At 66.5% G+C, this 22,948-nt stretch carries 19 protein-coding genes and 1 tRNA gene; 10 read left to right on the forward strand and 10 right to left on the reverse strand.

The features are described 5' to 3' along the window. Positions 1-40: 40 nt before the first annotated feature. From AC6R2M_RS12215 to katA, 3 genes are all read right to left on the reverse strand, one after another. Positions 41-451, reverse strand: coding sequence for a type II toxin-antitoxin system VapC family toxin (locus AC6R2M_RS12215; protein ID WP_500482510.1), 411 nt, complete (start codon positions 449-451; stop codon positions 41-43). Further along, positions 448-735 carry a type II toxin-antitoxin system prevent-host-death family antitoxin gene (locus AC6R2M_RS12220; protein ID WP_500482512.1) on the reverse strand — a complete coding sequence of 96 codons (288 nt, stop codon included), beginning with the start codon at positions 733-735 and terminating at the stop codon, positions 448-450. Before AC6R2M_RS12220 ends, AC6R2M_RS12215 begins: the two co-directional genes overlap by 4 nt. Before the next feature lie 129 nt (positions 736-864). After that, a complete protein-coding gene (katA, locus tag AC6R2M_RS12225; protein WP_500482514.1) occupies positions 865-2,367 on the reverse strand; it encodes a catalase KatA in 1,503 nt (500 codons plus the stop codon). Between the two features lie 117 nt (positions 2,368-2,484). Here katA and AC6R2M_RS12230 point away from each other — a divergent pair, with 117 nt between their 5' ends. Beyond that, on the forward strand, positions 2,485-3,393 hold the full coding sequence (locus AC6R2M_RS12230) for a hydrogen peroxide-inducible genes activator (protein WP_500482516.1): 909 nt from the start codon (positions 2,485-2,487) through the stop codon (positions 3,391-3,393). Between the two features lie 10 nt (positions 3,394-3,403). On the opposite strand, the gene guaB is transcribed toward AC6R2M_RS12230, so the two are convergent. Next, positions 3,404-4,909, reverse strand: coding sequence for an IMP dehydrogenase (gene guaB / locus AC6R2M_RS12235; RefSeq protein WP_500482518.1), 1,506 nt, complete (start codon positions 4,907-4,909; stop codon positions 3,404-3,406). Between the two features lie 96 nt (positions 4,910-5,005). Then, complete coding sequence (locus tag AC6R2M_RS12240; RefSeq protein ID WP_500482520.1) at positions 5,006-6,004, reverse strand: MBL fold metallo-hydrolase; 999 nt, start codon at positions 6,002-6,004, stop codon at positions 5,006-5,008. A gap of 164 nt (positions 6,005-6,168) precedes the next feature. Between AC6R2M_RS12240 and AC6R2M_RS12245 the strand changes: the two genes are divergently transcribed. Next, positions 6,169-7,563, forward strand: a complete 1,395-nt coding sequence (locus tag AC6R2M_RS12245) for an MFS transporter (RefSeq protein ID WP_500482522.1) — start codon at positions 6,169-6,171, stop codon at positions 7,561-7,563. A 21-nt stretch (positions 7,564-7,584) separates the two neighbouring features. Here AC6R2M_RS12245 and AC6R2M_RS12250 read toward each other — a convergent pair whose 3' ends face one another. Both AC6R2M_RS12250 and AC6R2M_RS12255 read right to left on the reverse strand, forming a co-directional pair. Beyond that, a complete protein-coding gene (locus AC6R2M_RS12250) occupies positions 7,585-8,307 on the reverse strand; it encodes an RlmE family RNA methyltransferase (protein ID WP_500482524.1) in 723 nt (240 codons plus the stop codon). After that, entirely contained in the window at positions 8,304-9,569 is a 1,266-nt protein-coding gene (locus AC6R2M_RS12255; RefSeq protein WP_500487581.1) for a Ppx/GppA phosphatase family protein, read from the reverse strand. Before AC6R2M_RS12255 ends, AC6R2M_RS12250 begins: the two co-directional genes overlap by 4 nt. A 466-nt stretch (positions 9,570-10,035) precedes the next feature. On the opposite strand from AC6R2M_RS12255, the gene AC6R2M_RS12260 reads away from it, so the two are divergent. Further along, positions 10,036-10,109, forward strand: a tRNA-Gln gene (locus AC6R2M_RS12260). Between the two features lie 145 nt (positions 10,110-10,254). Further along, positions 10,255-12,417: a DUF6538 domain-containing protein gene (locus AC6R2M_RS12265; RefSeq protein ID WP_500482526.1), complete on the forward strand. Its 2,163-nt coding sequence runs from the start codon at positions 10,255-10,257 to the stop codon at positions 12,415-12,417. Between the two features lie 588 nt (positions 12,418-13,005). Here AC6R2M_RS12265 and AC6R2M_RS12270 read toward each other — a convergent pair. Further along, on the reverse strand, positions 13,006-13,749 hold the full coding sequence (locus tag AC6R2M_RS12270; RefSeq protein ID WP_500482528.1) for a ribonuclease activity regulator RraA: 744 nt from the start codon (positions 13,747-13,749) through the stop codon (positions 13,006-13,008). A 96-nt stretch (positions 13,750-13,845) separates the two neighbouring features. Beyond that, entirely contained in the window at positions 13,846-14,646 is an 801-nt protein-coding gene (locus tag AC6R2M_RS12275) for an SDR family oxidoreductase (RefSeq protein WP_500482530.1), read from the reverse strand. Between the two features lie 159 nt (positions 14,647-14,805). Between AC6R2M_RS12275 and AC6R2M_RS12280 the strand changes: the two genes are divergently transcribed. After that, the gene (locus tag AC6R2M_RS12280) at positions 14,806-15,786 is read left to right on the forward strand and encodes an aldo/keto reductase (RefSeq protein ID WP_500482532.1); all 981 of its coding nucleotides are present in this window, start codon (positions 14,806-14,808) and stop codon (positions 15,784-15,786) included. 39 nt (positions 15,787-15,825) lie between these two features. Here the strand turns inward: AC6R2M_RS12280 and AC6R2M_RS12285 are convergent, their stop codons facing one another. Further along, a complete protein-coding gene (locus AC6R2M_RS12285) occupies positions 15,826-16,860 on the reverse strand; it encodes a LacI family DNA-binding transcriptional regulator (RefSeq protein ID WP_500482534.1) in 1,035 nt (344 codons plus the stop codon). Between the two features lie 358 nt (positions 16,861-17,218). Between AC6R2M_RS12285 and AC6R2M_RS12290 the strand changes: the two genes are divergently transcribed. From AC6R2M_RS12290 to AC6R2M_RS12310, 5 genes are all read left to right on the forward strand, one after another. After that, on the forward strand, positions 17,219-18,139 hold the full coding sequence (locus AC6R2M_RS12290; RefSeq protein ID WP_500482536.1) for a carbohydrate ABC transporter permease: 921 nt from the start codon (positions 17,219-17,221) through the stop codon (positions 18,137-18,139). Continuing rightward, the gene (locus tag AC6R2M_RS12295) at positions 18,139-18,984 is read left to right on the forward strand and encodes a carbohydrate ABC transporter permease (protein ID WP_500482538.1); all 846 of its coding nucleotides are present in this window, start codon (positions 18,139-18,141) and stop codon (positions 18,982-18,984) included. The genes AC6R2M_RS12290 and AC6R2M_RS12295 overlap by 1 nt, the downstream gene beginning before the upstream one ends. A gap of 31 nt (positions 18,985-19,015) precedes the next feature. Further along, positions 19,016-20,356: an ABC transporter substrate-binding protein gene (locus tag AC6R2M_RS12300; RefSeq protein WP_500482540.1), complete on the forward strand. Its 1,341-nt coding sequence runs from the start codon at positions 19,016-19,018 to the stop codon at positions 20,354-20,356. A 67-nt stretch (positions 20,357-20,423) separates the two neighbouring features. Then, positions 20,424-21,500 (forward strand): ABC transporter ATP-binding protein, encoded by a 1,077-nt coding sequence (locus tag AC6R2M_RS12305; protein ID WP_500482542.1) that lies wholly within the window; start codon positions 20,424-20,426, stop codon positions 21,498-21,500. Positions 21,501-21,578: 78 nt separating this feature from the next. Continuing rightward, on the forward strand, positions 21,579-22,922 hold the full coding sequence (locus AC6R2M_RS12310) for a mandelate racemase/muconate lactonizing enzyme family protein (RefSeq protein ID WP_500482544.1): 1,344 nt from the start codon (positions 21,579-21,581) through the stop codon (positions 22,920-22,922). The last annotated feature ends 26 nt before the right edge of the window (positions 22,923-22,948 follow it).

A 22,948-nucleotide genomic window follows, 5' to 3' on the forward strand; every position in this document is an offset into this window, starting at 1 on the left:
CCGGAGGGCAGGCAGGCGAGTAAGGGAGAAGGTCAATCGATCAGGCTTCGTAAGGGTTGAGGAGCTTGACGCCGGTCGGCTCGAAATGCCGGACGTTGCGCGTGACGACGGTGAGGTCGTGCTCGAGGGCCGTCGCGGCGATGAGGAGATCGAGGTCTCGGCGCTTCAGGACGATCGACAGTCCACCCCATCTGAGCGCCACAGCCGTGCTCACTGGAAGCGTTCTGTCCAGAAATTCGAGCCGCGTCGCCTCGGACCACTCAGCCAGACGATCGGCGAAAGCGGGATCGGTCGCCCGCTTCTTCGCGATGCCTGCCGCGATCTCGCCAAAGACGATGACGCTGGTCAGGAGCTGGTCGTCTCCAATCGTGCGAAACCAGCGTCCGACATGCTCGTCTGGACGCCGTTTGCCGCGCTCGGACAGCACCATCGTATCGAGCAGGAACCTCAACGATCGAAGCCGTCGAAGTCGATTTCGCGAGGCGCCAGAATCAACTCCTCGGGATTCGTTTTGTCGAAGAGATCCTGCGCATCGTCGGGCAATTTCGGAAAGTCGAAGATATGCTCGACGAAGGTCTTCGGCCGCTTGGACAACATCTCGTACTCGCGCTTCGAGACGACGACGACCTCGTCGCCGCCGTCGAGCGTCACGTGCTGCGGCTCGCCCTGCTCGGCCGCGCGGGCCAGCGTTTCGAGCTCCGCCTGCGCGTCCTTCAATGTCCAGATCGCGCCCATCGGCCCATCCTTCGGTGCTGGACCTCAGAATAGGCCCGGAGGCCAAAGGGAACAAGCGCGGTGGCCCACTGAACGAGGAAGGGCCGGGATCGCTCCCGGCCCTTCCTGAACTCGTCCGACAAGAGAAGCCTACTCTGCGGCCTGCTGCGGCGTGTCGGACGTGACCGAGATCGCCGGCTCGCGGCCCGCGAGCTTGGCGTGGGCGGCGCGAACGCCGGCCTCGTAGTCCGGGTGGACGCGGCCGAAGTGAACCATCTGACGCTCGAAGATCTCCTCCGGCACACCCGTGATCGCCGCGGCGATGTTGGCAAAGAGGCGGTCCTTCTCACCCTGGTCGAACAGGTTGAAGAGGGCGCGCACCTGCACGTAGTCGTCGTTCCCGTCGCGGTGGTTGTAGCGATCCGCATCGCCGTGGATGCGCAGCGGCGGCTCCTGAGCCGACTTGTCCTCCACCGGGCCGTTCATCGAGTTCGGCTCGTAGTAGGCGTCCGGGTTGCCGGTCAGGATGCCACCGTACGTGTTCATCTGACCGTCGCGATGGTAGTGGTGCACCGGGCACTTCGGCCGGTTGACCGGAATCTGCTCGTAATGCGTGCCGAGCCGGTGACGATGCGCGTCGGCATAGGAGAAGACGCGCGCCTGCAGCATCTTGTCCGGCGAGTAGCCGATGCCCGGAACGATGTTCGACGGCGAGAAGGCGACGTTCTCGATCTCCGCGAAATAGTTCTCCGGGTTGCGGTTCAGTTCGAGCACGCCGACGTCGATCGGCGGATACTCGGCGTGCGGCCACACCTTGGTGATGTCGAACGGATTGTAGGACGTCTTCTCGGCGTCCATCTCCGGCATGATCTGGACCTGCACGGTCCAGCGCGGGAAGTGGCCGTCCTCGATCTTGCCGAACAGCGCTTCCTGATAGCTCTCGCGCGTTTTGCCGATGACCTGATCGGCCTCCTCGTTCGTGTAGGTCTTGTGGCCCTGCTGGGTCTTGAAGTGGAACTTCACCCAGTAGCGCTCGCCCGCATCGTTCCAGAACGAGAAGGTGTGGCTGCCGTAGCCGTTCATATGGGTCGGGTCGACCGGCAGACCGCGATCCGACATCAGGATGGTGACCTGATGCAGTGATTCCGGCGAGAGCGACCAGAAGTCCCACATCGCGGTCGGCGAGCGCAGATTGGTTTTCGGATGGCGCTTCTGCGTGTGGATGAAGTCCGGGAACTTGTAGGCGTCACGCACGAAGAAGACCGGCGTGTTGTTGCCCACGAGGTCCCAGTTGCCCTCTTCCGTGTAGAACTTGAGCGCGAAGCCGCGCACGTCGCGCTCGGCGTCCGCCGCGCCCGCCTCGCCCGCCACGGTCGAGAAACGCGCGATCATCGGCGTCTCGGCGCCCGGCTGGAACACCTTGGCCTTGGTGTACTTGGAGATGTCGCCGGTGATCTTCAGCGTGCCGTGGGCGCCCCAGCCCTTGGCGTGCACCACGCGCTCGGGGATCCGCTCGCGGTTCTGGTGCGCCAGCTTCTCGATCAGCTGATAGTCCTGGAGCAGGATCGGGCCGCGCGGACCGGCCGTCCAGGAGTTCTGATTGTCGGGAACCGGGGCGCCGGCGGTGGTCGTCAACGTCTTCTGGTCGGACATACGTCCCTCCTTTCGGGTCGGGCCTAAAGATAGCCTTCTATGGAAGCGTTCCAACATGAAGCTTCGATAATTTCCAATCGTATTTACCCATCGCATCGATTGGAATATCCTATCGAAATGTTCACGCTGCGCCAGCTCCGCTATTTCGAGGCCCTCGCCGAAACGCTGCATTTCGGGCGTGCGGCGCGGCGGCTGAACATTTCGCAACCGGCCCTCTCGACCCAGATCGCGCAGCTCGAAGCCTTTTTCGGACAAACGCTCGTCGATCGGCGGCCTTTAGGGGTCGCGCTGACGCCGGAGGGAGACGCCGTCCTGAGGCGCGCGCGCCGTATCCTCATCGAATGCCGCGATCTCGAAACGCTGTCCGAAGGGGTCGCGGAGCCTCTGTCGGGGCGGCTGCGACTGGGGATCATCGCCTCGCTCGCGCCCTATCTCCTGCCTCCGCTGCTGACCCGGCTGGAGGAGGACTATCCGGAGCTTCGTATCGGCGTTCGCGAGAACGTGACCGCGTCTCTGCTCGGCGAGCTCGCCCGCGGCGATCTCGATTGCGTCGCGCTGGCGCTCCCCATCGCGGAGAAGGGAACGGAAACGATCGCGCTCGGCGACGACCCGTTCCTCGTCGCGGTTCCCGAAGGGCGGGTGGACCGCTTCGCGAGCCCGGTGGCGGTCGAGCGGCTGGACGACGAGCGCCTGATCCTTCTGGAAGAGGGTCACTGCCTGCGGGACCAGGCTCTGGCGGTGTGCGAGCGGGCGCAGGCGCGCGATCTCGCGCAGCTCGGCGCGACGAGCCTGACGACGCTCCTGCGGATGGTCGCGGGCGGGCTCGGCGTCACGCTCGTCCCGCGATGCGCGGTCGCGGCCGAAGGGCCCGGCGGCGGCGTCGCCTTTCTGCCCTTCGCCGAACCCGTTCCCTCGCGGCGGCTCGCATTGGCCTTCCGGGGGACGACCGGCCGCTCGAAGGATTACGAGCGGCTCGCCGAAATCATGCGCGACTGTCTGGCCGAGCTTTCGCCTTCGGCTTCGTGACGCTCGCCCCTCAGGCGCCGAAGCCCGGATAATTCGGGCTCTCGCGCGTGATGGTGACGTCGTGGGCGTGGCTCTCCCGGAAACCCGCCGCCGAGATGCGCACGAAGGTCGCGTTCTCGCGGAAGTCCTGAAGCGTCGCCGCGCCCGTGTAGCCCATGGCGGCGCGCAGGCCCCCGGTCAGCTGGTGGAGCACCGCCGAGACCGCGCCCTTGTAGGCGACCTGCCCCTCGATGCCCTCCGGCACGAGCTTCAGCGTGTCGCGCACCTCGGCCTGGAAGTAGCGGTCCGCCGAGCCGCGCGCCATCGCGCCGACCGAGCCCATGCCGCGATAGGCTTTGAAGGAGCGGCCCTGGTGGAGATAGACCTCGCCCGGGCTCTCCTCCGTCCCGGCCAGGAGCGAGCCGACCATGGCGGCGGAGGCGCCGGCCGCCAGCGCCTTGGCAAGATCGCCGGAGAACTTGATGCCGCCGTCGGCGATGACGGGCACGCCCGTCTTGTCCGCCACCTCGACCGCGCCCATGATGGCGGAGAGCTGCGGCACGCCGACGCCGGCGACGATGCGCGTCGTGCAGATGGAGCCCGGTCCGATGCCGACCTTGATGCCGTCGGCGCCCGCGTCGATCAGCGCCTGCGCGCCGCCGGGGGTCGCGACGTTGCCGGCGATCACCTGAACCTCGTTGGACAGCTTCTTCACGCGGGTGACCGCGTCGAGCACCTTCTGCGAATGGCCGTGCGCGGTGTCCACGACGATGAGGTCGATGCCCGCTTCGATCAGCCGCTCGGCGCGCTCGAAACCGTCGTCGCCGACGCTCGTCGCGGCAGCGGCCAGAAGCTGCCCCTGCGCGTCCTTGGCGGCAAACGGGTTGAGCTGGCTCTTTTCGATGTCCTTGACCGTGATGAGGCCGATGCACTGGCCCTCCCCATCGACCACGATCAGCTTTTCGATCCGGTGCTTGTGGAGCAGGCGCTTGGCCTCCTCCTGATCGACCGTGTCGCGCACCGTGACGAGATTTTCGCGCGTCATCAGCTCGAAGATCTTCTGGCGGTCGTTGGAGGCGAAGCGCACGTCGCGATTGGTGAGGATGCCGACGAGCCGGCCGCGCGTCTGGCCGCCGCGCCCGGCGTTCTCCACGACGGGAATGCCGGAGATGCGGTGCGCCGCCATGAGGGCCCGCGCGTCGCCCAGCGTCGCGTCCGGCCCGATCGTCACCGGATTGACGACCATGCCGCTTTCGAACTTCTTGACCTGGCGGACCTCTTCGGCCTGCTCGGCGGGCGTGAGGTTGCGGTGGATGACGCCGATGCCGCCGGCCTGCGCCATGGCGATGGCCAGGCGCGACTCGGTCACCGTGTCCATCGCGGCGGACAGGATCGGGATGTTCAGCTGAAGCGTCCGCGTGATGCGGGTCCGCACATCGACCTGTCCCGGCATGACCTCCGAATGCGCCGGCTGCAGCAGCACGTCGTCGAAGGTCAGCGCGGTCGCGCCGGTGGCGGTTTCGATGATGCGGGCCATGGCCAATCCCTCATGTGCCGGGCGGCGTCCGCCCGCGGGTTGGCAAGGGCTGCTAGCACGGGGCCGGCGGGTTGGAAAGGCGCGGCGCGCCTCTCTCTACAGAAGGAGGCGGTAGCTTTCGGGAACGAAGCGGTAGCCCTCCCCGTCCCGCTGAACCGTGCCGACCGCCGGGAACGGCAGGTGGTAGCCGGTGAAAGGCACCCGTTCCTCCGCCAGCATCGAGGCCACCCGGCGCCGCGTCGCGACCGCCGCCTCCTTGTCCATGTCGAAGCGCACGTGCCAGTCCGGCCGTTGGAGCGAAACGACGAACTGACCGAAGACATCCGCCGTCAGGAACAGCCGCTCGCCGTTCGAGGAGAGCTCTAGCATCATCATGCCGGGCGTATGGCCGAAGGCGGCGCGCGCTGTGAGGCGCGGCACGATCTCGTCCCCGTCCTCCACGAGCCGAAGCCCGTCCTCCAGCGGCAGGACCTTCGCCGCCACCGCCTCCGCGTTCCCGGCCGCCGGACCCGAGCGGGCGGCGTCCGACGTCCAGAACTCGTGCTCGACCCGACCCGCGACGAGGTCCGCGTTGGGGAAGGTCGGCGAGCCGTCTTCGCTGAGCCCGGCGATGTGGTCGCCGTGATAGTGCGTGAGAAAGACCGTGGTGACGTCCTGCGGCTCGTAGCCGGCGGCTTTCATCCGCTGCACCAGCAACCCCTGGCCATTGGCGCGGCCGTCCGCCCCGAAGCCGGTGTCGACGAGAACGACCTCCGAACCGATCTCGACGATCGTCGGCTGGAAAAAATTGACGAAGCGGTTGGCCGGCAGGCCGTTCGCCTCCATCAGTTCGCCGACCTCGCCGGCCTCCCGATCCTCGCCGAAGATCGGATGCGGGCCGTCGCCAGGGCGTACGCCGTCCAGCACCTGCGTGACCGTCGCGTCACCGATGGCGAAGCGGCGCCATCCCGGCGCCAGCGGAGCCTCGTCCCGTTCCATCGCGTCCTCCGATCCCTCCTGCGCCATCGCCTGCGTATGGTAGAGGCCGCCGATCGCCAGTCCCGCCATCGCGGCCTTCATCGCGTCGCGCCGATCGATCCCGTTTCCCGTGCCCATCGCTCAAATCTCCCGCGTTCCGTCCCATGCATATGGCGCGGCGGGAGCGGGCTTCACCGCCCCGCGACGATCTCGACCGTCCCGTCCCTTGCGATCGGCGATTGCCTGAACCGTAACGCAGGCTTATCAAGCGCCCGTCCAACCGCATCGCTCGTCTGCCCGCCTTGAAACGCATCGTCCCGATCGTCCTCGCCACCGCCCTGTTCATGGAGAACATGGATTCGACGGTCATCGCGACGTCGCTGGCGACCATCGCGCAGGACATCGGCACGAGCCCGATCGCGCTCAAGCTGGCGCTCACGAGCTACTACGTCTCCCTCGCCGTCTTCATCCCGATCTCGGGGCGGATGGCAGACCGCTTCGGCGCCAAGCAGATCTTCCAGTGCGCGATCGGCGTCTTCATGCTGGGCTCTCTCGCCTGCGCGATGGCAAGCTCGCTCGAAGGCTTCGTCGCCGCGCGCTTCCTGCAAGGGATGGGCGGCGCGATGATGACGCCGGTCGGGCGGCTTCTCCTCGTAAGGGCTTCGCCCAAGTCCGATCTCGTCTCGGCCATGGCCTGGTTCTCGATCCCGGCAATGATCGGCCCCCTCGTCGGGCCGCCCGTCGGCGGCGCCATCTCCACCTATGGCGACTGGCGCTGGATCTTCATCATCAACCTGCCGATCGGGCTCGTGGGCATGGCGCTCGCCCAGCGATATTTGCCGCAGATCGAGAAGGTCGGGGGCGTTCGCTTCGACTGGTCGGGCTTCGTTCTGTCCGGGCTCGCCTGCGCCGGCCTCGTCTTCGGCCTGTCCGTCGTCTCGCTGCCCGCTTTGCCCTGGCCGGTCGGCCTCGGCTTGGCCGCGACCGGCGCCGTCTGCGCCCTTCTCTACGTCCGCCATGCGAGGCGCACCCCCCAGCCGCTCCTCGACCTGTCCCTGGGGCGCATCCCGACCCTGCGCGCCTCGATCCTCGGCGGCGGCCTCTTTCGCATCGGGGCCGGCGCGGTACCCTTCCTCTTCCCGCTGATGCTGCAGCTCGGCTTCGGGTACAGCGCCTTCCATTCCGGGCTGATCACCGCGGTGTCGATCGGCGGGGCGATGGCGATGAAGCTTCTGGCCAAGCCGCTCCTGAAGCGCTTCGGCTTCCGCACCGTCCTGATCGGGACCGCGATCGTCGGCGGCGTCATGATGGGCGCGATCGGCTTCTACCGGCCGCAGACGCCGGTCGCCGTTCTCGTCGTCCTTCTCCTGATCGGCGGCTTCTTCCGCTCGCTCTTCTTCACCTCGATCAACGTCATCGCCTTCGCCGACGTACCGAAGTCGCGGGCGGGCGAGGCCACCGCGATCCTCGCCGCCTTCCAGCAGGTCGCGATCGCGGCCGGCGTGGCGGTCGCGGGGCTGATCCTGGAGCTCGGCCTGATGCTGCGAGGCGCGAGCGTGCCCTCGCCCGACGACTTCACCCTCGCCTTCGTCGTCGTCGGCGCGACGACCGTCCTGGCGGCGCTGTTCTTCGTGCGCCTGCCGGCGGATGCAGGCGCGGAACTGTCCGGCCGACGCCGGGCCGTCCCGGCGGAGTAGCGATCCGCCGACGCGCCTCGTTCAGGACTGCGGGTCGTCGCCCTCGCCTGGCACGGACGCCTTGCGGCCGCGGAACCCCTTGGCGAGCACGAAGAGTTCCACCGAGCCGTCACGGGAGGCCGGCGGCTTCACGTGATGGACGCTCGTGAACTCCCGCTTGAGCATGGCGAGAAGCTCGCCCTCCGTTCCGCCCTGGAACGTCTTGGTCAGGAAGTGTCCGCCCGGCTTCAGCGTCCGCACGGCGAAGTCGGCAGCGACCTCGCACAGATGCATGGTGCGCAGATGGTCGGTGCGGCGATGGCCCGTCGTCGGCGCGGCCATGTCCGACAGGACGATGTCCGGGTCTCCGCCCAGCGCGTCGAGCAGGGCCTGCGGCGCCTTATCGTCGAGAAAGTCCATCTCGAGGATGATCGCGCCGGGGATGGGATCGATCGGCAGATAGTCGATGCCGACCACCTTCGGGTCCTGCCCCGCCTTCGACGTCCGCTCCACCGAGACCTGGCACCAGCCGCCGGGCGCCGCGCCGAGATCGACCACGCGCATTCCGGGCTTCAGCAGCTTGTAGCGGTCGTCGATCTCGATCAGCTTGTAGGCCGCGCGCGAGCGGTAGCCGTCGGCCTTGGAGCGGCGCACATAAGGGTCGTTCAGCTGGCGTTCGAGCCAGCGCCGCGACGAGGCCGTGATGCCGCGCTTCTTCTTGACGCGGACGTTCAGCCCGCGATCGCCGCTTTTGCCCTCGGTCACGACACCGCCTCTTCGCTACGCGCGCGGGACCCGCGCTTCCAGACGCCGTCGGCGACCATCATCTCCGTCAAGAGCCCCTCGCGCAGGCCGCGATCCGCGACGCGGAGCGCGCGCGCCGGCCAGACGCGCCGGATCGCCTGGAGAATCGCGCAGCCGGCCAGCACGAGATCGGCACGTTCGGATCCGATGCAGGGATTGGCGATGCGCTCCTCGAAGCTCCAGCCGGCGATTCGCTCCACCAGCTGGTCGACGTCGGCACGGGTCAGCCACAGCCCGTCGACCTGGCGTCGGTCGTAACGCTCCAGGCCGAGATGGACGCCGGCGAGCGTCGTGACCGTTCCCGAGGTGCCGAGAAGGTGAAAGCCCGGCTTGTCGACGATGTCGGCCAGCATGTCGCGGTGCTGGAACCCGTCGAGCCGGTCCATCACGTGCCTGACCATCGCCTCGAAGATGTCGGCGCTCACCTCGCGCCCGCCATAGCGCTCGGCCAGCGTCACCACGCCCACCGGGAGCGAGGTCCAGGCCACGATCCGATTCGAGAGCCGCGGCGTGTAGCCCGGCCGCAGATCGAGAAGCGCGATTTCGGTCGATCCGCCGCCGATGTCGAAGAGCACCGCCCCCTTGGCCGAGCGGTCGACGAGCGAGCCGCAGCCCGACACCGCCAGTCGCGCCTCCACTTCGCGGCTGACGATCTCGAGCTCCAGGCCGGTCTCGCGCCGCACGCGGTCGATGAACTCCATGCCGTTGGCCGCCGACCGGCAGGCCTCGGTCGCGATCAGCCGGGCGCCCGAGATCGGGCGTGCCGCCAGCTTCTCGCGGCAGACGTCCAGCGCGCCCATGGCACGGTCCATCGCTCCCTTGCCGAGGCTTCCCGTGCGGCCGAGGCCTTCGCCCAGACGCACGATCCGCGAGAACGCATCGACGACGCGGAACTGGCCGGGGCGCGTCGGCACCGCAACGAGAAGCCGGCAATTGTTGGTGCCGAGATCCAGCGCGGCATAGGCCGGCGGAAGATCGCGGAACGCCTGCGGCCGGCCCGAAGGGTCGGCGGGCAGGGCCGGCGGCGCAGCGCGGGGCGGGGCCTCCTTGGCGCGCGTTTCGTTCGAAAGGGTCTGCGCCAGCGCAGCCTCGGCCCGCTGCAGCTTCTCGCTGAGGGCGGGCGGCAGCGTGCGCGCGCCCTGGATGCCGGTCGTGACCGAGCCCGGTTCGCGGCGTCTGCGCCGGCGCCTCTTACCGCCCGAACCCGTGCCGGGCGCGCCCATAGTCTTGTCCCGAACCACGCCGTGATCGTCCGCCGGGCCGGCGGGCCGCCCCATGTCGGAGGCCGGCGCCTGACCCGGCACGATTCCGTTTCGACCGGTCCGTGGCGAACCGTTGCCGTCGTCCATCAAATCGAACCGCGCCGGGGGTTCCGGTGTCGTGCCGTAACTCTTCGCAATCGTTGTCTGCCATTCGGCTTTAGAGGCGTTCGACGCCAAATCAAGGTTAGCGCGACTTTACCAACATGGAGTGGTTCCACAAGATGCGCGGACCGACCCGCGAGGTCGCACCCGGCAAATCGACCGACGAACGACGGCCCGCGCCGCCGATGCTCGCATCCGGGCACGGTCCGACTGGGGAGGATCGCATTTTCGTCGCACGGATTGCAGTTTGTCGTGCGCGACGGGCTTGCGCTGGCGCGCGCGATCTGTATTAAGGCGTCCACGAGCGCAGCAGCGCTTCCCCTGCTGGGGGATAGTTTAAGGGTAGAACAGCGGACTCTGACTCCGTTAGTCTTGGTTCGAATCCAGGTCCCCCAGCCAGCAGACCTCAAGTCCCTGTAATCATTGCCGTCTTTCGTAGCTGAGAATCCTTTCGGCCGTTTCTCTGCGCATGGGCCCAAACTTGTAGCCCGCAGGTGATGCCCGTCGGCGTCTCTGTGGGCTCGCGGCTCAAGGGATCCAGTCCGTGGCGACTCGGCATGACACAAGCAATCTCGAACGGCGCGGCCACACTTTCTACTGGCGCGCTCGAGTGCCGACCCGCTTCCGGAAGGTGCCGCGGCAAGCCCGCCTCTCCTTCTCCCTTCGATTGTCCGACCATCACAAGGCGGCCTACATGGCGCGGCGGCTCAACACGCTGCTCGCCGACCTCACCGTGAGACCGACCGCCGCAATGACAACGAAGGACCAGCTCGATCAACTCTTCCGCGCAGAGATCGAGCGCATGACCGCACATCTGGACGACATCGCCTTCGCAGTTCGGCGAAGCGGTGGCGTCGACGACGTCCGCGAGATGGAAGCCGACATCGAGGTCGGCTGGGCCTACCGATTGATTCAGCTCTTCGGCACGACGCGCGCCCTCAGCTTCGATGGGGGCTGCCCAGGCAAGTCCATGCTTCTGCGCCACGGTATCCCTGAGCCGCATGTCGCGACGATCGCCGAGACGTTCCGCGCCGAACAGGCCGAGGCCCGCAGCCTAGTCTTCGACCGCGACGTACGTCAGCAAATGGCTGATGTCGGCCTCGCCGACACGCTGGCCAATCGGGAGCGGGTCAAGATGGAGCTTTATCGCGCGAAAGCAGACGCGCTCCTCAACGTCGCCGAACGCTGGCCGATGATCAACCGCAAGCAGAATCCCCTCGTCGCGACGACGCTACCCGAGGAGGAGCGCGCTCGCCTCGTCTTTGCGGCAGACAGCGCTGCCAACGTAGGATGTGAAGATTCGTCGAAAGACACAAACCTGCGGGGTCAACCGGAGCCGGAGCTTAGCGTCATGGGAAGCGCGGCGAAACCCGCCCTTCCCGTTAAGCCGACAACAGATGACGAGGTAGCAGACGCTGTTCCGCCGACAGCGCCTCCGAATGAGACGCGTAACCCTGAATGTCCCGAGCCTGACGCTGCTCTTGTCGGCCGGGTCCTGCGTCTTGATGCGTTCGAAGCGTCATATGAGGCACTCGCCCGCAACAATCGTGATAACTGGACCCCTGCCACCGCCAGTGACGTGCGCATGCTCGTGCGGATGTTCCGTGACATTCTGGAGGAGAACCACGTCGCGCATTCCGGCGAGATCGGCCAGCAACACGTGGCGGCTCTTCGCCAGCATCTGAACCTCATCCCCACGCGCTACGGACAAAGCTCGCGGCTGCGCATTATGAAGCCCGCAGCGCTTCGCGCCTTTGCGGCCGATGAGACCGCGCGGGCCGAACGGCGCGGTGAGGCACCTCCCAAGGTCGGCCTTTCGGCGGCAACGATCCGCAAACACCTGGGCAATCTCGACACGTTCCTCAACCATATCAGAGCCAGCGGCTACATTGTGGCGGATTGGTCGCTGAAAAGCCTTCGGCCCCGTAAACCAAAGGCGGGCGCACTGCGGTTGGCGCAGGTAAAGCCTTCGCCCGATCAAGTGCGGCCGATCTTCGACCTTCCGATCTTCAAGGGATGCCAAGACGCTACAAGCCGCCATGCTCCTGGAGACACGGTGTTCCATAGCGGCCTCTACTACCTACCGATGCTGTTCGCCTATCTTGGCGCCCGTCGCAACGAGTTTGCTGGCCTCGAAACGAGCGACGTGCTCGACACGCCGCATGGTCCCGCCATTCACATCCGTGCCAACATTCACCGCACTATCAAGAACGCTCAATCCGATCGCCTCCTGCCGGTGCCGCGCGAACTGGTGCGCCTCGGCTTCCTTGATTACGTCGAAACGGTTCGAAAGATGGGTTACCGGCAACTCTTTCCCGAGCTGTTCTCGCCGCTGCTAGCGACCAACGATCCCGGCGACCGCTTCTACAAGGACTTCATTCCGATCGTGAAATCATCGCCGCACTTCTCGTCCGAGCTGTGGAAACGCTCGATCCATGCCCTTCGGCACGGATTTTCGGACACGATGAAGCAAGCGGGTGTCGACACAGCCATCATTAGCGACATCGCGGGACGTCTCGGCGAGTCCGAAACGGCGCTACGCTATACGAACGTCGCCGGACTCCCGCTGATCGCAAAGCAGCTCGAAAAGTACCCGGTCATCACTAGGCATCTTGAAACGCGTCCGGTGCGCCTTCTGCCATGGGTCGAGAACAAGGAACTGCCGCCTTGGGCGGGTAAGAAGCCAGGAGATCGGTTTCGGAAATGATTTCCGGTCAGTCGGAGGACGGAAACCGTCGCGGATGGGCCAAAGGAGACGGGCAGCTCTCGGTCGAAGAAATCTGAAAGCTGCCTCTCAGCTTCCGACCCGTCGCGGACATGCAGAAGCTTCAGGCGTCATGCCGAAAGATGACATGCGAGGCGGGCGAGGCGTCGATCGCTTCGCCCGCCTTGCATGTCATCTGGAGAGGTATGGCTGGCTCCACCAGCCCGCCCACAGAACCGGGCGCCCAAGCCCACTCAGAAATCGTTCTCCTCGCAGTCGTCGCCAAACTGCCCGACATAGTCAAGGCCGAGCGAGACGTTCGGTCTCGATCTTGGAAGAGAAGCCCGCCTCGTCCACGAGCGCGTCCTGCGAGATCGACGCGCCCTGCGACTGATGGGCGAGCCGGGACGAGGTCGGAGGTGGGCGCCGGCTCCAACGTCACCAGCATTGCCGACAAATGGCGTGTGAAGCCGCAAGACGATGCCGCTAGAACCTGTATTATCGGGTGCCTTCCACGCCAACCGGCCGGGGAGAAACGGTGCACTATGGATCAGCCCCGTCTGATATTAGAACGGCCCAGCCGGGACATACTCAAGTCAGTCCACGTGCGCGACGCCACGCCTCGTATTCCGGGCGTGCATCCTCAGAGAGTGGGTAGTAGCGTTGAAGCGCGCCGCCCGCGAGGAGCCGCTCCTTTGAGAACGCCTCCCATTCGTGGTGCCGTGCCGAGCGTTCGATCAAGGCCGGCGCCATCTTTGCCGGAATCACCACCGCCCCGTCGTCGTCGGCGACGATGATGTCTCCCGGCATAACAAGGCTCCCGCCGCAGGCGATTGGCACATTGACGCCGAACGGCATCAGATCGGTCTGCGTATGGAAGTTCGGCGTCAGCCCGCGGATCCAGAAGCCGAGGTCGAGATGACCGTAGTTCGGATAGTCGCGAAGGCAGCCGTCGATGACCATCCCAATGCCACCGCGTCCTTGGAAGTAGGACAACATCATCTCGCCGAAGATGCCACTTTGCATGTCGCCACGTGCATCGACGACAACCACGTCACCGGGCTGCGTGTGGTAGAGGACATGGCGGTGGAGCTGCTTCTCGGGCTCGGCGTATTCGTCAACGTCGTACTGGTCCTCCCGCTTGGGCATGAACTGCAGCGTCAGCGCCGGCCCGACGATCTTGGCGCCCGTCCGGCGGGAGACGGGGCCGCGGATATGGGAATTGCGCACCCCCATCTTGCTCAACTGGCTGCTAAGCGTGGCCGCGCCGATCGGCTTCAGGGCCTCGATGATCTCGGCCGACGGGCGGACGATGTCGTGGGTCTCGATGGTCATGTGCAACGGCGCCGAGCGCCCTCCCTTTTCGAAGTCTGTCAGGCCATGGCGCCCTGGCCGCCAAGCCAGCCGTCGGAGCGGCGCGGCTTTAATTGTTCACCGAAGCAGCCCCTGGCCGCCGTCGATCCATATCGGGCTCCCGGTGATGTGCGCGGCCTCGTCGCCGGCCAAAAACGCGATCACACGTGCGACGTCGTCGGCGTTGCCGGGGCGCCCTCCGGTGAGGGGGATGTCGCCCTCAGGCCAGATCACTGGCACCCGCGCTGCGTCTTGGTTCCGCTTGATCGTGGTCCCAGCGATCTCGGTCTCGATCTGGCCCGGGCAGACGGCATTAACGCGGATGCGATGGCGGCCGAGTTCCAGAGCCAGTTGCTGCACTATAGCGAGTTGCCCGGCCTTGCTCGCCGCGTAGGCGGTCGCGCCCGCGGTACTGAAGGTCCGCGTACCGTTGATGGATGACACCACGACGATCGATCCGCCGCCGCGCTTCAAATGCGGAACGCACTCGTGCAACGTCAGGTAGGTCCCGCGCAGATTGACCGCGATGGTGCGGTCCCATTCGGTGGGGGTCAGATCGTCGATCGGCGCCCAGACGCCGTTGACGCCCGCATTGGCCACGACGATGTCGAGCCGGCCGCATGCGCCTGCGAACTGCGCCACCGCTGCCTGGATGGACGCCTCATCGGAGACGTCGGCGACGAGGGCGACGGCCCGCCCGCCCGCCGACCGGATGGAGTCGCTCGCCGCCTCGACCTCCGCCGGCGTGCGGGAGAGAATCCCGACGATCGCGCCGCGCTCGGCCAGACGCTGCGCCGCGGCCCGTCCGATGCCGCTGCCGGCCCCGGTAACCAGCGCCGCGCGACCTTCCAGATCGAACTGCCGAACATCCGAACCCAAGGATCGCGACCTTGCAAACGAGATTAGGTTTCGAAAAACAAATTGACGCAACCCCATCCAGAAAGCAAGCTGCCACGAGCATCTGCCGCGCGGTATTCCGCAGATGCGCGCGACAGGAAACGACGGCGACGCAGTAAGCGACGCCGAGGGAGGGCAATAATGGAATTCACCAAACTCGGCCGGTCGGGCCTGGAGGTTTCGAAGGTCTGCCTGGGCTGCATGACCTTCGGCGAGCCCGAGCGGGGGAACCCCAAATGGACACTCGTCGAAGACGAGAGCCGTCCCCTGATCCGGAAGGCGATCGAGGTCGGAATCAACTTCTTCGACACCGCCAACATCTACTCGAACGGGGCGAGCGAGGAGATCGTCGGCCGGGCGCTGAAGGAGTTCGCGCGCCGCGACGAGGTGGTGATCGCCACGAAGGTCAATTCGCCGCTGCGAGACGGCGCCAACGCCCGCGGCCTCTCGCGCAAGGCCATCCTGCAGGAGATCGATCACTCCCTGCGGCGGCTTCAGACCGACTATGTCGACCTCTACCAGATCCACCGCTGGGACCCCGAGACGCCGATCGAGGAGACATTGGAGACGCTGACCGATCTCGTGCGGGCCGGGAAGGTCCGTTACATCGGCGCGTCCTCGATGCATGCGTGGAAGTTCGCTAAGGCCCTCTATATATCGGACCGCAAGGGGTGGGCGCGCTTCGTCTCGATGCAGAACCACTACAACCTCCTCAACCGCGAGGAGGAGCGCGAGATGATCCCTCTCTGCGAGGCCGAAGGCGTGGGATTGGTCCCCTGGGCGCCGCTGGCCCGGGGCCTTCTCGCCCGCGAACGCGACCAGGTGTCGGTGCGTAAAGACACCGACCTCCTGCGCCCCGTCCTCTACGGCGACACCGAGGAGGCCGACGGAGAGGTGATCGACGCCGTCTCGAAGGTCGCCGAGCGGCACGGCGTTCCACGCGCCCGCATCGCGATCGCGTGGCTTTTGTCGAAGCCGGCCATGGCGTCCCCCATCATTGGGGCGAGCCGGGAAAGCCAGATCGTCGATGCCGCGGAGGCGGTGACGATCCGCCTGACGCCCGAGGACATCGCCGAGATGGAAGCGCCCTACGTCCCGCACAAGATCATGGGGTTCGAGTAAGACGAGGCCCGGCCGGGCCCGATCTCGCGGTCCGACCGGCTATCGCACCCCGGCCAACGGGCGCGTCCTCTCCAGCCATGACGCGTTCCCCGCCGGCCCGGTGGATTCGCGTTCGACGATCTCGGCGACCAGCGCTAGGCGGATCGGCGGCCGCGAACGGCCGACGGGATTGCCCAGCCGGTCGGCGATGCAGCGCACCATCGCCGCCCCGATCTCGACCTGGGGCGTGCGGACCGTGGTCAGGCGGGGCGACACCTGCGAGGCCGAGCTGAAATCGTTGAACCCGACGACGGAAACGTCCTCGGGAATCCTGATGCCGAGCCGCAGCAGCTCGGAGATGACGTTCACCGCGATTCCGTCATGGGCGCAGAACAGCGCGGTCGGCGCGCCCCCCTTTCTCAGATAGGCGAAGAAGGCCTCGCGGAAGCCGGTCGTTTCGTCGAAGACGATGTCGACGACCTTGGCCCCGACGGTCTCCGCCAATCCGTCGTGAAAGCCTCGAAACCGCTCGGCGCGGCCGCGCGGGGTCGCGTTGCCGTGGACGAAGGCCATCTCGCGGTGCCCGAGGCCGGCCAGCATCTGCGCGATCTTGAAACCCGCCTCCCAGTCCGCGCCGACGACCTGATCGATCGGCTCCATCGGCCCGACATAGCTGGCGCAGACGACTGGAAGCCCAGTCGCGACGGCGGTCGCAGTCCATTCCGCGGGGCGGGGCACGGCCAAGATCAACCCCACCACGGCCGGATCGAGAGGGGCGGAGGTGCCGAGATGGCGGGCCTGGCGGGGGACGACCGTGAAGCCGAGGCGGTCCGCCTCGCGCTCGGCACCGTGCATGATGTTGAGCCAGAGCTCGCTGCTGACGGGATCGATCTCTTGCCGCACGAACAGGATGTGCCCGCTCGAGCGCGGAGCCTCCGCCGCGACCGGATAGCCCATCGCCTGCGCGGCGCGGAAGACGCGGGTCCGCGTCGCCTCGCCCACCCCCGGCTTGCCGGCGAGCGCACGCGAGACCGAAAACTTCGACAGGCCGAGCTTGTCGGCAAGATCTTGGATCGTGACCCGGCTACCGGCCATGAGTTGCGCTTCTGTTTGGGCCCGCATCCTGCGGAAGGCGGCTTGGAAGGTCAAGCTGGAGAGCGAAGGATGCGCTCGCCATGCCGCAGGAAGAGAACGTTTTTATATCTTCATGCAAGCCGCATCGCAGGAGCTCGAGCCGAACTGGCGTGTTTGGCGCCGCCGGCGCCGCCTCACGATAGTGACCGAAATTCGACTAACAGAGGCAACAAAGCACTTGCGCTTTGTTTGGTTAAGAGCTTAGGCTTCGAGCTAATAACACCGCTGGCGCCGATGGGGAGATCGGACGGGAAGCCGGCAGTGGGAGACGGGAGGCCCCATGGCGGTCCAAGATGCTGTCGGCGAACAAGAAACGCTCGTGTCCGCATCCGCGCGAGCCGACGAGGCGCGCGCGGATGACCGCCGGAACCGGCTGACAAAAATTTACGACCGCATCTTCGTGCCGCTTACGGTGCTGCCGACGGTCGCGCTCAGCCTCTTCGTCTTCGGGATCCCGCTGCTCTTCTCGCTGATCCTCAGCTTCCAGGGATGGTCCATCGACCGGCCGCTGCTGGGCGGCGACTTCGTCGGCCTCCAGAACTACCAGGACCTGCTCGCCGACCCCCTCTTCCGATCCAGCCTCATGCTGACCATCGCCTACACCGGGATCACGGTCGCGGCCGAGCTTCTGATCGGGCTCGGGGTCGCGCTGCTGCTCAACTGCAAGGTGCCGTTAATCCGGTTCTTCCGCACGGCCCTGATTGTGCCGATGATGATCACGCCGATCGTCGCCGCGCTGACCTGGAAGCTCCTGCTCGACCCCAATTACGGGCTCGTCAACGCCATGATCGGCACACGCACGGTCTGGCTCGGCGACCCGACGCTGGCTCTGATCGCCGTCGGCATAGTCAATGTCTGGCAGAACGCGCCCTTCGTCGCGATCCTGCTTCTCGCCGGGCTCCAGTCCCTGCCCAGCGAGCCGCTGGAGGCCGCCTCGGTGGACGGGGCCAACCGTTGGCAGAGCTTCCGGCATGTCACGCTGCCGCTGCTCATGCCCTACGTGGTGGTGGCGCTGCTCCTGCGGACGATCTTCGAGTTCCGCGCCTTCGAGAACGTCTGGGTGCTGACGGGGGGCGGTCCGGCCAACGCCACGAAGCTCCTCTCCGTCTACACTTTCGAGGCCTCGTTCCTGTCCTTCGACCTGACGCTGGCGGCGGCGGCCTCCTGGGTCATGCTGGCGATCGTCTTCGTCTTCTGCGTCTTCTTCATCATGGCCACGCGCCGAAAGGAGGTGGCCTGATGGCCCGGTCCGCCCGCGCCCGCCGCCGCAAATTCGTCGGCGCCGCCCTCGTCTATGCCGGCCTCTTCGGTCTCCTCGTCGTCTTCATCCTGCCGCTTCTCTGGATTGTCGGGATCTCGCTGAAGACGCGCGAGCAGATTTTCACGAACCCGCCGGTCCTCTTCTGGAACCCGACCTTCGAGAACTATGCGGAGGTGCTCCTGCGCAGCGACTTTGTCGCCTCGTTCGGCAACTCGCTGATCGCCACCACTGCCTCGGTGCTCCTGTCGCTGATCATTGCGGTGCCGACCTCCTACACCTTCGCCCGCTTCCGCTTCCGCGGCCAGAGTACGGCGATGATCGCACTCCTCGTTATGCGCATGCTGCCTCCCGTCGCGATCCTCCTGCCGATTTTCGTCCTGTTCCGGGCGCTCGGCATCGCCAACACGCATCTGGCGATCATCCTCGCTTACACGACGTTGAGCCTGCCGCTGATCGTCTGGGTGCTGAAGGACTACTTCGCGAACCTGCCGAAGGAACTGGAGGAAGCGGCCTATATCGACGGCGCCTCGCGCATGCTGGCCTTCTACCGGATCGCCCTGCCGCTCGCCAAACCGGGCATCGTGACGGCCTCGATCCTCTCGCTGCTTCTGGCTTGGAACGACTTCATCTTCGCTGCGATCCTGACGAACAATCAGACGCGCACTTCCCCCGTGCTGCTCGCGGCTTATGCGGGGGGCGAGACGGGAACGAATTGGGGGGCGATCACCGCGTCCGGCGTCCTCGTCATCATACCCGTTATCATCTTCTCGCTGATCGTCCAGAAGCACCTCGTCCAAGGGCTTTCGTCGGGAGCGGTGAAGTAGTCCGGCACTGAACTCTGGGAGGAGAAACAGGATGAGCCCGAAAGACAGACAGTCCCCCGCGCTGACGATCAACCGGCGCAACCTCATGTTCGGCGCAGCCGGCGTCGCGGTCGGCGCGGCGACGTTCGCAGGCTACCGCCCAGCGCTGGCGCAGTCCAAGCCCGCCAAGCTGACGGTGATCGGCGACACCGCCCCCTGGAAGGGCACCATCATCCAGGACGCGATCCCCGCCTTCACGCAGGAGACCGGGATTGAGGTGGAGTACGTCCAACTGCCGAACGAGCCAATGGTCACGCGCGCCCGCGCCGAGCTGACGAGCGGCGGCACCACGAGCTTCGACGTCGTGCAGATGGGCGCCTCCATGATCGGGTGGATGCACCCCTACATGGAGGACGTTAACGAGCTGATGAAGACCGCCGGCGGGCGTTACGCCGCCGATTTCGGTATGGACGAGTTCTCGGACGCGGCCATCGAGCTCGCCAGCTACGACGGCGTGCAGCGGGGCATCCCGTACCGCAGCACCACCTACATTCTGCACTACCAGCCCGAGCTCCTGGAAGCTGCCGGCGTCTCCGGGCCGCCGCGCACCTTCGCTGAATATCGCGAGGCCGCCAGGCTCCTGACAGAGGCCGGCGCCCCGAACCGCTTCGGCGTCGGCATCTGCGCGCGCCAGGGCGGCGCCATCGTCGACCACTTCGGGCCGTATCTCTTGTCGAGCGGCGGCGGCTACTACGACTTCGCCAACCGCGAGATCTGGATCAACAACGAGAACTCGGTGGCGGCGGTGCAGTATGTCGCCGACCTCATCAACAAGGATCGCGTAATCCCGCCGGACGCCCTGACCTGGGAGTGGGACGAGATCATCGCCAACGCCCAGAACGACCGCTACGCGATGGGCCTCGTCCTCAACGCCTCGGCAACGCCCATTAACAAAGGCGAGTCGTCCCGCACGCGCGGAAAGTGGGCCTGGACGACGGTGCCCGGCGCGCAGTCGGAAGCCGACAGCCGCTCCTCGCTTGGTGGCTGGTGCTTCGCCGTTCCCGCGCGCGGCGCCAACAAGGAATGGGCCTTCGAGTTCGTGCAGTTCATCACAAGCCGCGAATGGTCGAAGCGCTCGATGGAAAAGGGCAACGCCTCGGCGCGCCTGTCGGTGCTGAACGATCCCGAGGTAATCGAGAATTACGGCTGGGCGGCGACCGCCGCCAAGCAGCTGGAGACCGCGCGCGCCAACCCGCGCGACTCGAACTGGGGCGCCCTCGAGGCGCAGCTGCGGGCCGGCCTGTCCAAGGCCTATCTCGGCCAGGCCACCGCCAAGGAAGCGATGGACGAGGTCGCGTCGGGCTGGGAGCGCGCCATGCGCCGCGCCGGCTGACGAGGCCGGACCTTTCCGCGGGCGGCTGCCCGCCCGCGGAACCTTCAGCGAGATCGGGAGTGACGTCATGGCGTCGGTGGAACTGAGCGGTGTGAGAAAGTCCTTCGGGTCGGTGGACGTGATTCACGGGGTGGATCTGTCAATCGCCGACGGCGCCTTCGTGGCGCTGGTCGGCCCGTCCGGCTGCGGCAAGTCGACCCTCCTGCGCATGATCGCGGGGCTGGAGGAGACGACCGATGGCGACATCACCATCGGCGGCACCGTGGTGAACGAGCTGACGCCGCGCGAGCGCAACATCGCGATGGTGTTCCAGAACTACGCGCTCTACCCTCATATGAGCGTCGCGGAGAACATGGGCTTCAACCTGCGCCTTTCGCGCAAGAGCCCCAAGGAGATCGAGGCGCGGGTCGGCGAGGCGGCGCGCATGCTTGGCCTGACGCCGCTGCTCGATCGGCGACCCTCGCAGCTCTCGGGCGGGCAGCGCCAGCGCGTCGCGATGGGCCGCGCCGTGGTGCGGAATCCTAAAGTGTTCTTGTTCGACGAGCCCTTGTCAAACCTCGACGCCAAGCTGCGCGTCCAGATGCGCGCCGAGATCAAGCTCCTTCACCAGAAGGTCCGCACCACCTCGATCTACGTCACCCACGATCAGATCGAGGCGATGACGCTCGCCGACCATATCGTCGTCATGCATGGCGGGCGGATCGAGCAGCAGGGCAGCCCGCTCTCGCTCTACCGCAAGCCAGCCAACCTGTTCGTCGCCGGCTTCATCGGAACGCCGGCGATGAACTTCATCGAGGCGACCGCGGTCCTCTCGGGCGGTGAGGCAAGCGCGGCCCTGCCTGGGGGTCAGAAGATCCGCATCGCGCCGGACGTTCGCGTCGCCGAGGGCCAGCCCGTGACGCTCGGCCTTCGCCCTGAGCACCTCGTCGGCAGCGGTAACGCGACACGCATGTCCGGACCGACGCGGTTCGTGGAGCCGAGCGGCGCACAGACGCACGTCACCTTCGATTTCCACGGGCAGGACGTGGTGGCGCTGATGGAGAGCGACCGCGACCTCTCCGCCGGAGCCCCGTTCGAGACCTCGATCGCGCCCGAATACGTCCACGTCTTCGACCGCCAGTCCGGCGCCCGGCTGAACGGCTGACGCTCGGCGCCCCCAGCGCCGACCCTTACGACACGAACAGGCCCGCGCCGCCGGGCACGCTTATCCGAGGAGCGGACTTTGACCGACCAGCCCCAAGAGCTCAGCGCGATCGACCTTGTCGAGAACGCCGTGCGCCTCCACTCCCGGCCGAGCGAGCTGCGCATCACCGACATGCGCATCGCTGTCGTCACCGGTATCTGCTACTATCCGCTCATCCGCATTGAGACGAACCAGGGCCTCTACGGCCTCGGCGAGATCCGCGACGGCGGGCATCCCGAGAGCGCGCTGCACTTCAAGCACTTCCTGCTCGGGCAGAACCCCTGCAACGTCGACATGATCTTCAACGCCATGCGCCGCTTCGGCGGCGACGGGCGCGAGGGCGGTGGCGTCTCGGGCATCGAGATCGCCCTCTGGGACCTCGTCGGAAAGGTTTATGGCGTGCCGTGCCACCAGTTCTTCGGCGGCAAGTACCGCGACCGCGTGCGAATCTACGGCGACACGCCGGCCCCCGTCGACCTGACACCGGAGGCCTATGCGAAGGCCGTGAAGGCGCGCGCCGACATGGGCCTGACCTTTGTCAAGTTCGACTTGCCGCCTAGGCTCTTCGAGGGCACCCAGGGCGGGCTCGTCGGGGCCCCCACCCGCTTCGAGTACGATCTCGGCAAGTCCGCCCGCGTCGCCGGTTCGGGACCGGGCGCCCGCATCTCCGAGCGTGGCATCGAGGCGGCGGTCGAGATCGTGCGCGCCGTGCGCGAGGAGGTCGGAAGCGAGGTGTCTCTTTGTGTCGACCATTTCGGCGAAGGTTACGTCACGGCCGACGAGGCGATCCGCATCGGCAAGGCACTGGAGCCCTTCAATCTCGCCTGGGTCGAGGATCCGGTGATTTGGCACGATCTGGCAGGCCACAAGAAGGTCGCGGATGCTCTTCTGACGCCGGTCGCCGGCGGCGAGGACCTCTACCTCGTCGACGGCTTCCGAGAGGCGATCGAAACCCGCGCCTTCGACATCCTTCATCCCGATCTCCTGACCTCGGGCGGCATGCTCGAGACCAAGCGCATCGCCGATCACGGCGCCCGGTACGGCCTTCCGACCGCGCTCCACTCCTGCTGCTCGCCGATCGGCTTCATGGCCAACGTCCATTGCGGCGCCTCCATCCAGAGCCTGATGGCGGTGGAGCACCACGGCCTCGACGTTCCCTTCTGGGACGATCTCGTGACCGGGCTCCCATCCAACTATCTGACCGAAGGCTATGTCGAGGTCCCGAACGTTCCGGGTCTCGGCCTCGACCTCAATCTAGAGGCCGTAGAAGCCCATCTCCGCACCCCCGGCACGCTGTTCGAACCCACCGAGATTTGGAGCAAGCGGAAGATCGGCTTTGAACGCGTCGATCCGCCCCGCTACCAGGTCCAGCTGGCGCGCTGACACGTGTCTTTCGGCAGACGGACGAC

The sequence above is a fragment of the Aureimonas sp. CAS genome (assembly GCF_059838215.1).

Coding starts and splice junctions, on each gene's coding strand:
- AC6R2M_RS12255 (WP_500487581.1), bottom strand. CDS start 9,569: ATGGGCGCGCCCGGCACGGGTTCGGGCGGTAAGAGGCGCCGGCGCAGA.
- AC6R2M_RS12285 (WP_500482534.1), bottom strand. CDS start 16,860: ATGGCCGGTAGCCGGGTCACGATCCAAGATCTTGCCGACAAGCTCGGC.
- AC6R2M_RS12295 (WP_500482538.1), top strand. CDS start 18,139: ATGGCCCGGTCCGCCCGCGCCCGCCGCCGCAAATTCGTCGGCGCCGCC.
- AC6R2M_RS12230 (WP_500482516.1), top strand. CDS start 2,485: ATGTTCACGCTGCGCCAGCTCCGCTATTTCGAGGCCCTCGCCGAAACG.
- AC6R2M_RS12220 (WP_500482512.1), bottom strand. CDS start 735: ATGGGCGCGATCTGGACATTGAAGGACGCGCAGGCGGAGCTCGAAACG.
- guaB (WP_500482518.1), bottom strand. CDS start 4,909: ATGGCCCGCATCATCGAAACCGCCACCGGCGCGACCGCGCTGACCTTC.
- AC6R2M_RS12280 (WP_500482532.1), top strand. CDS start 14,806: ATGGAATTCACCAAACTCGGCCGGTCGGGCCTGGAGGTTTCGAAGGTC.
- AC6R2M_RS12300 (WP_500482540.1), top strand. CDS start 19,016: ATGAGCCCGAAAGACAGACAGTCCCCCGCGCTGACGATCAACCGGCGC.
- AC6R2M_RS12240 (WP_500482520.1), bottom strand. CDS start 6,004: ATGGGCACGGGAAACGGGATCGATCGGCGCGACGCGATGAAGGCCGCG.
- katA (WP_500482514.1), bottom strand. CDS start 2,367: ATGTCCGACCAGAAGACGTTGACGACCACCGCCGGCGCCCCGGTTCCC.
- AC6R2M_RS12270 (WP_500482528.1), bottom strand. CDS start 13,749: ATGACCATCGAGACCCACGACATCGTCCGCCCGTCGGCCGAGATCATC.
- AC6R2M_RS12305 (WP_500482542.1), top strand. CDS start 20,424: ATGGCGTCGGTGGAACTGAGCGGTGTGAGAAAGTCCTTCGGGTCGGTG.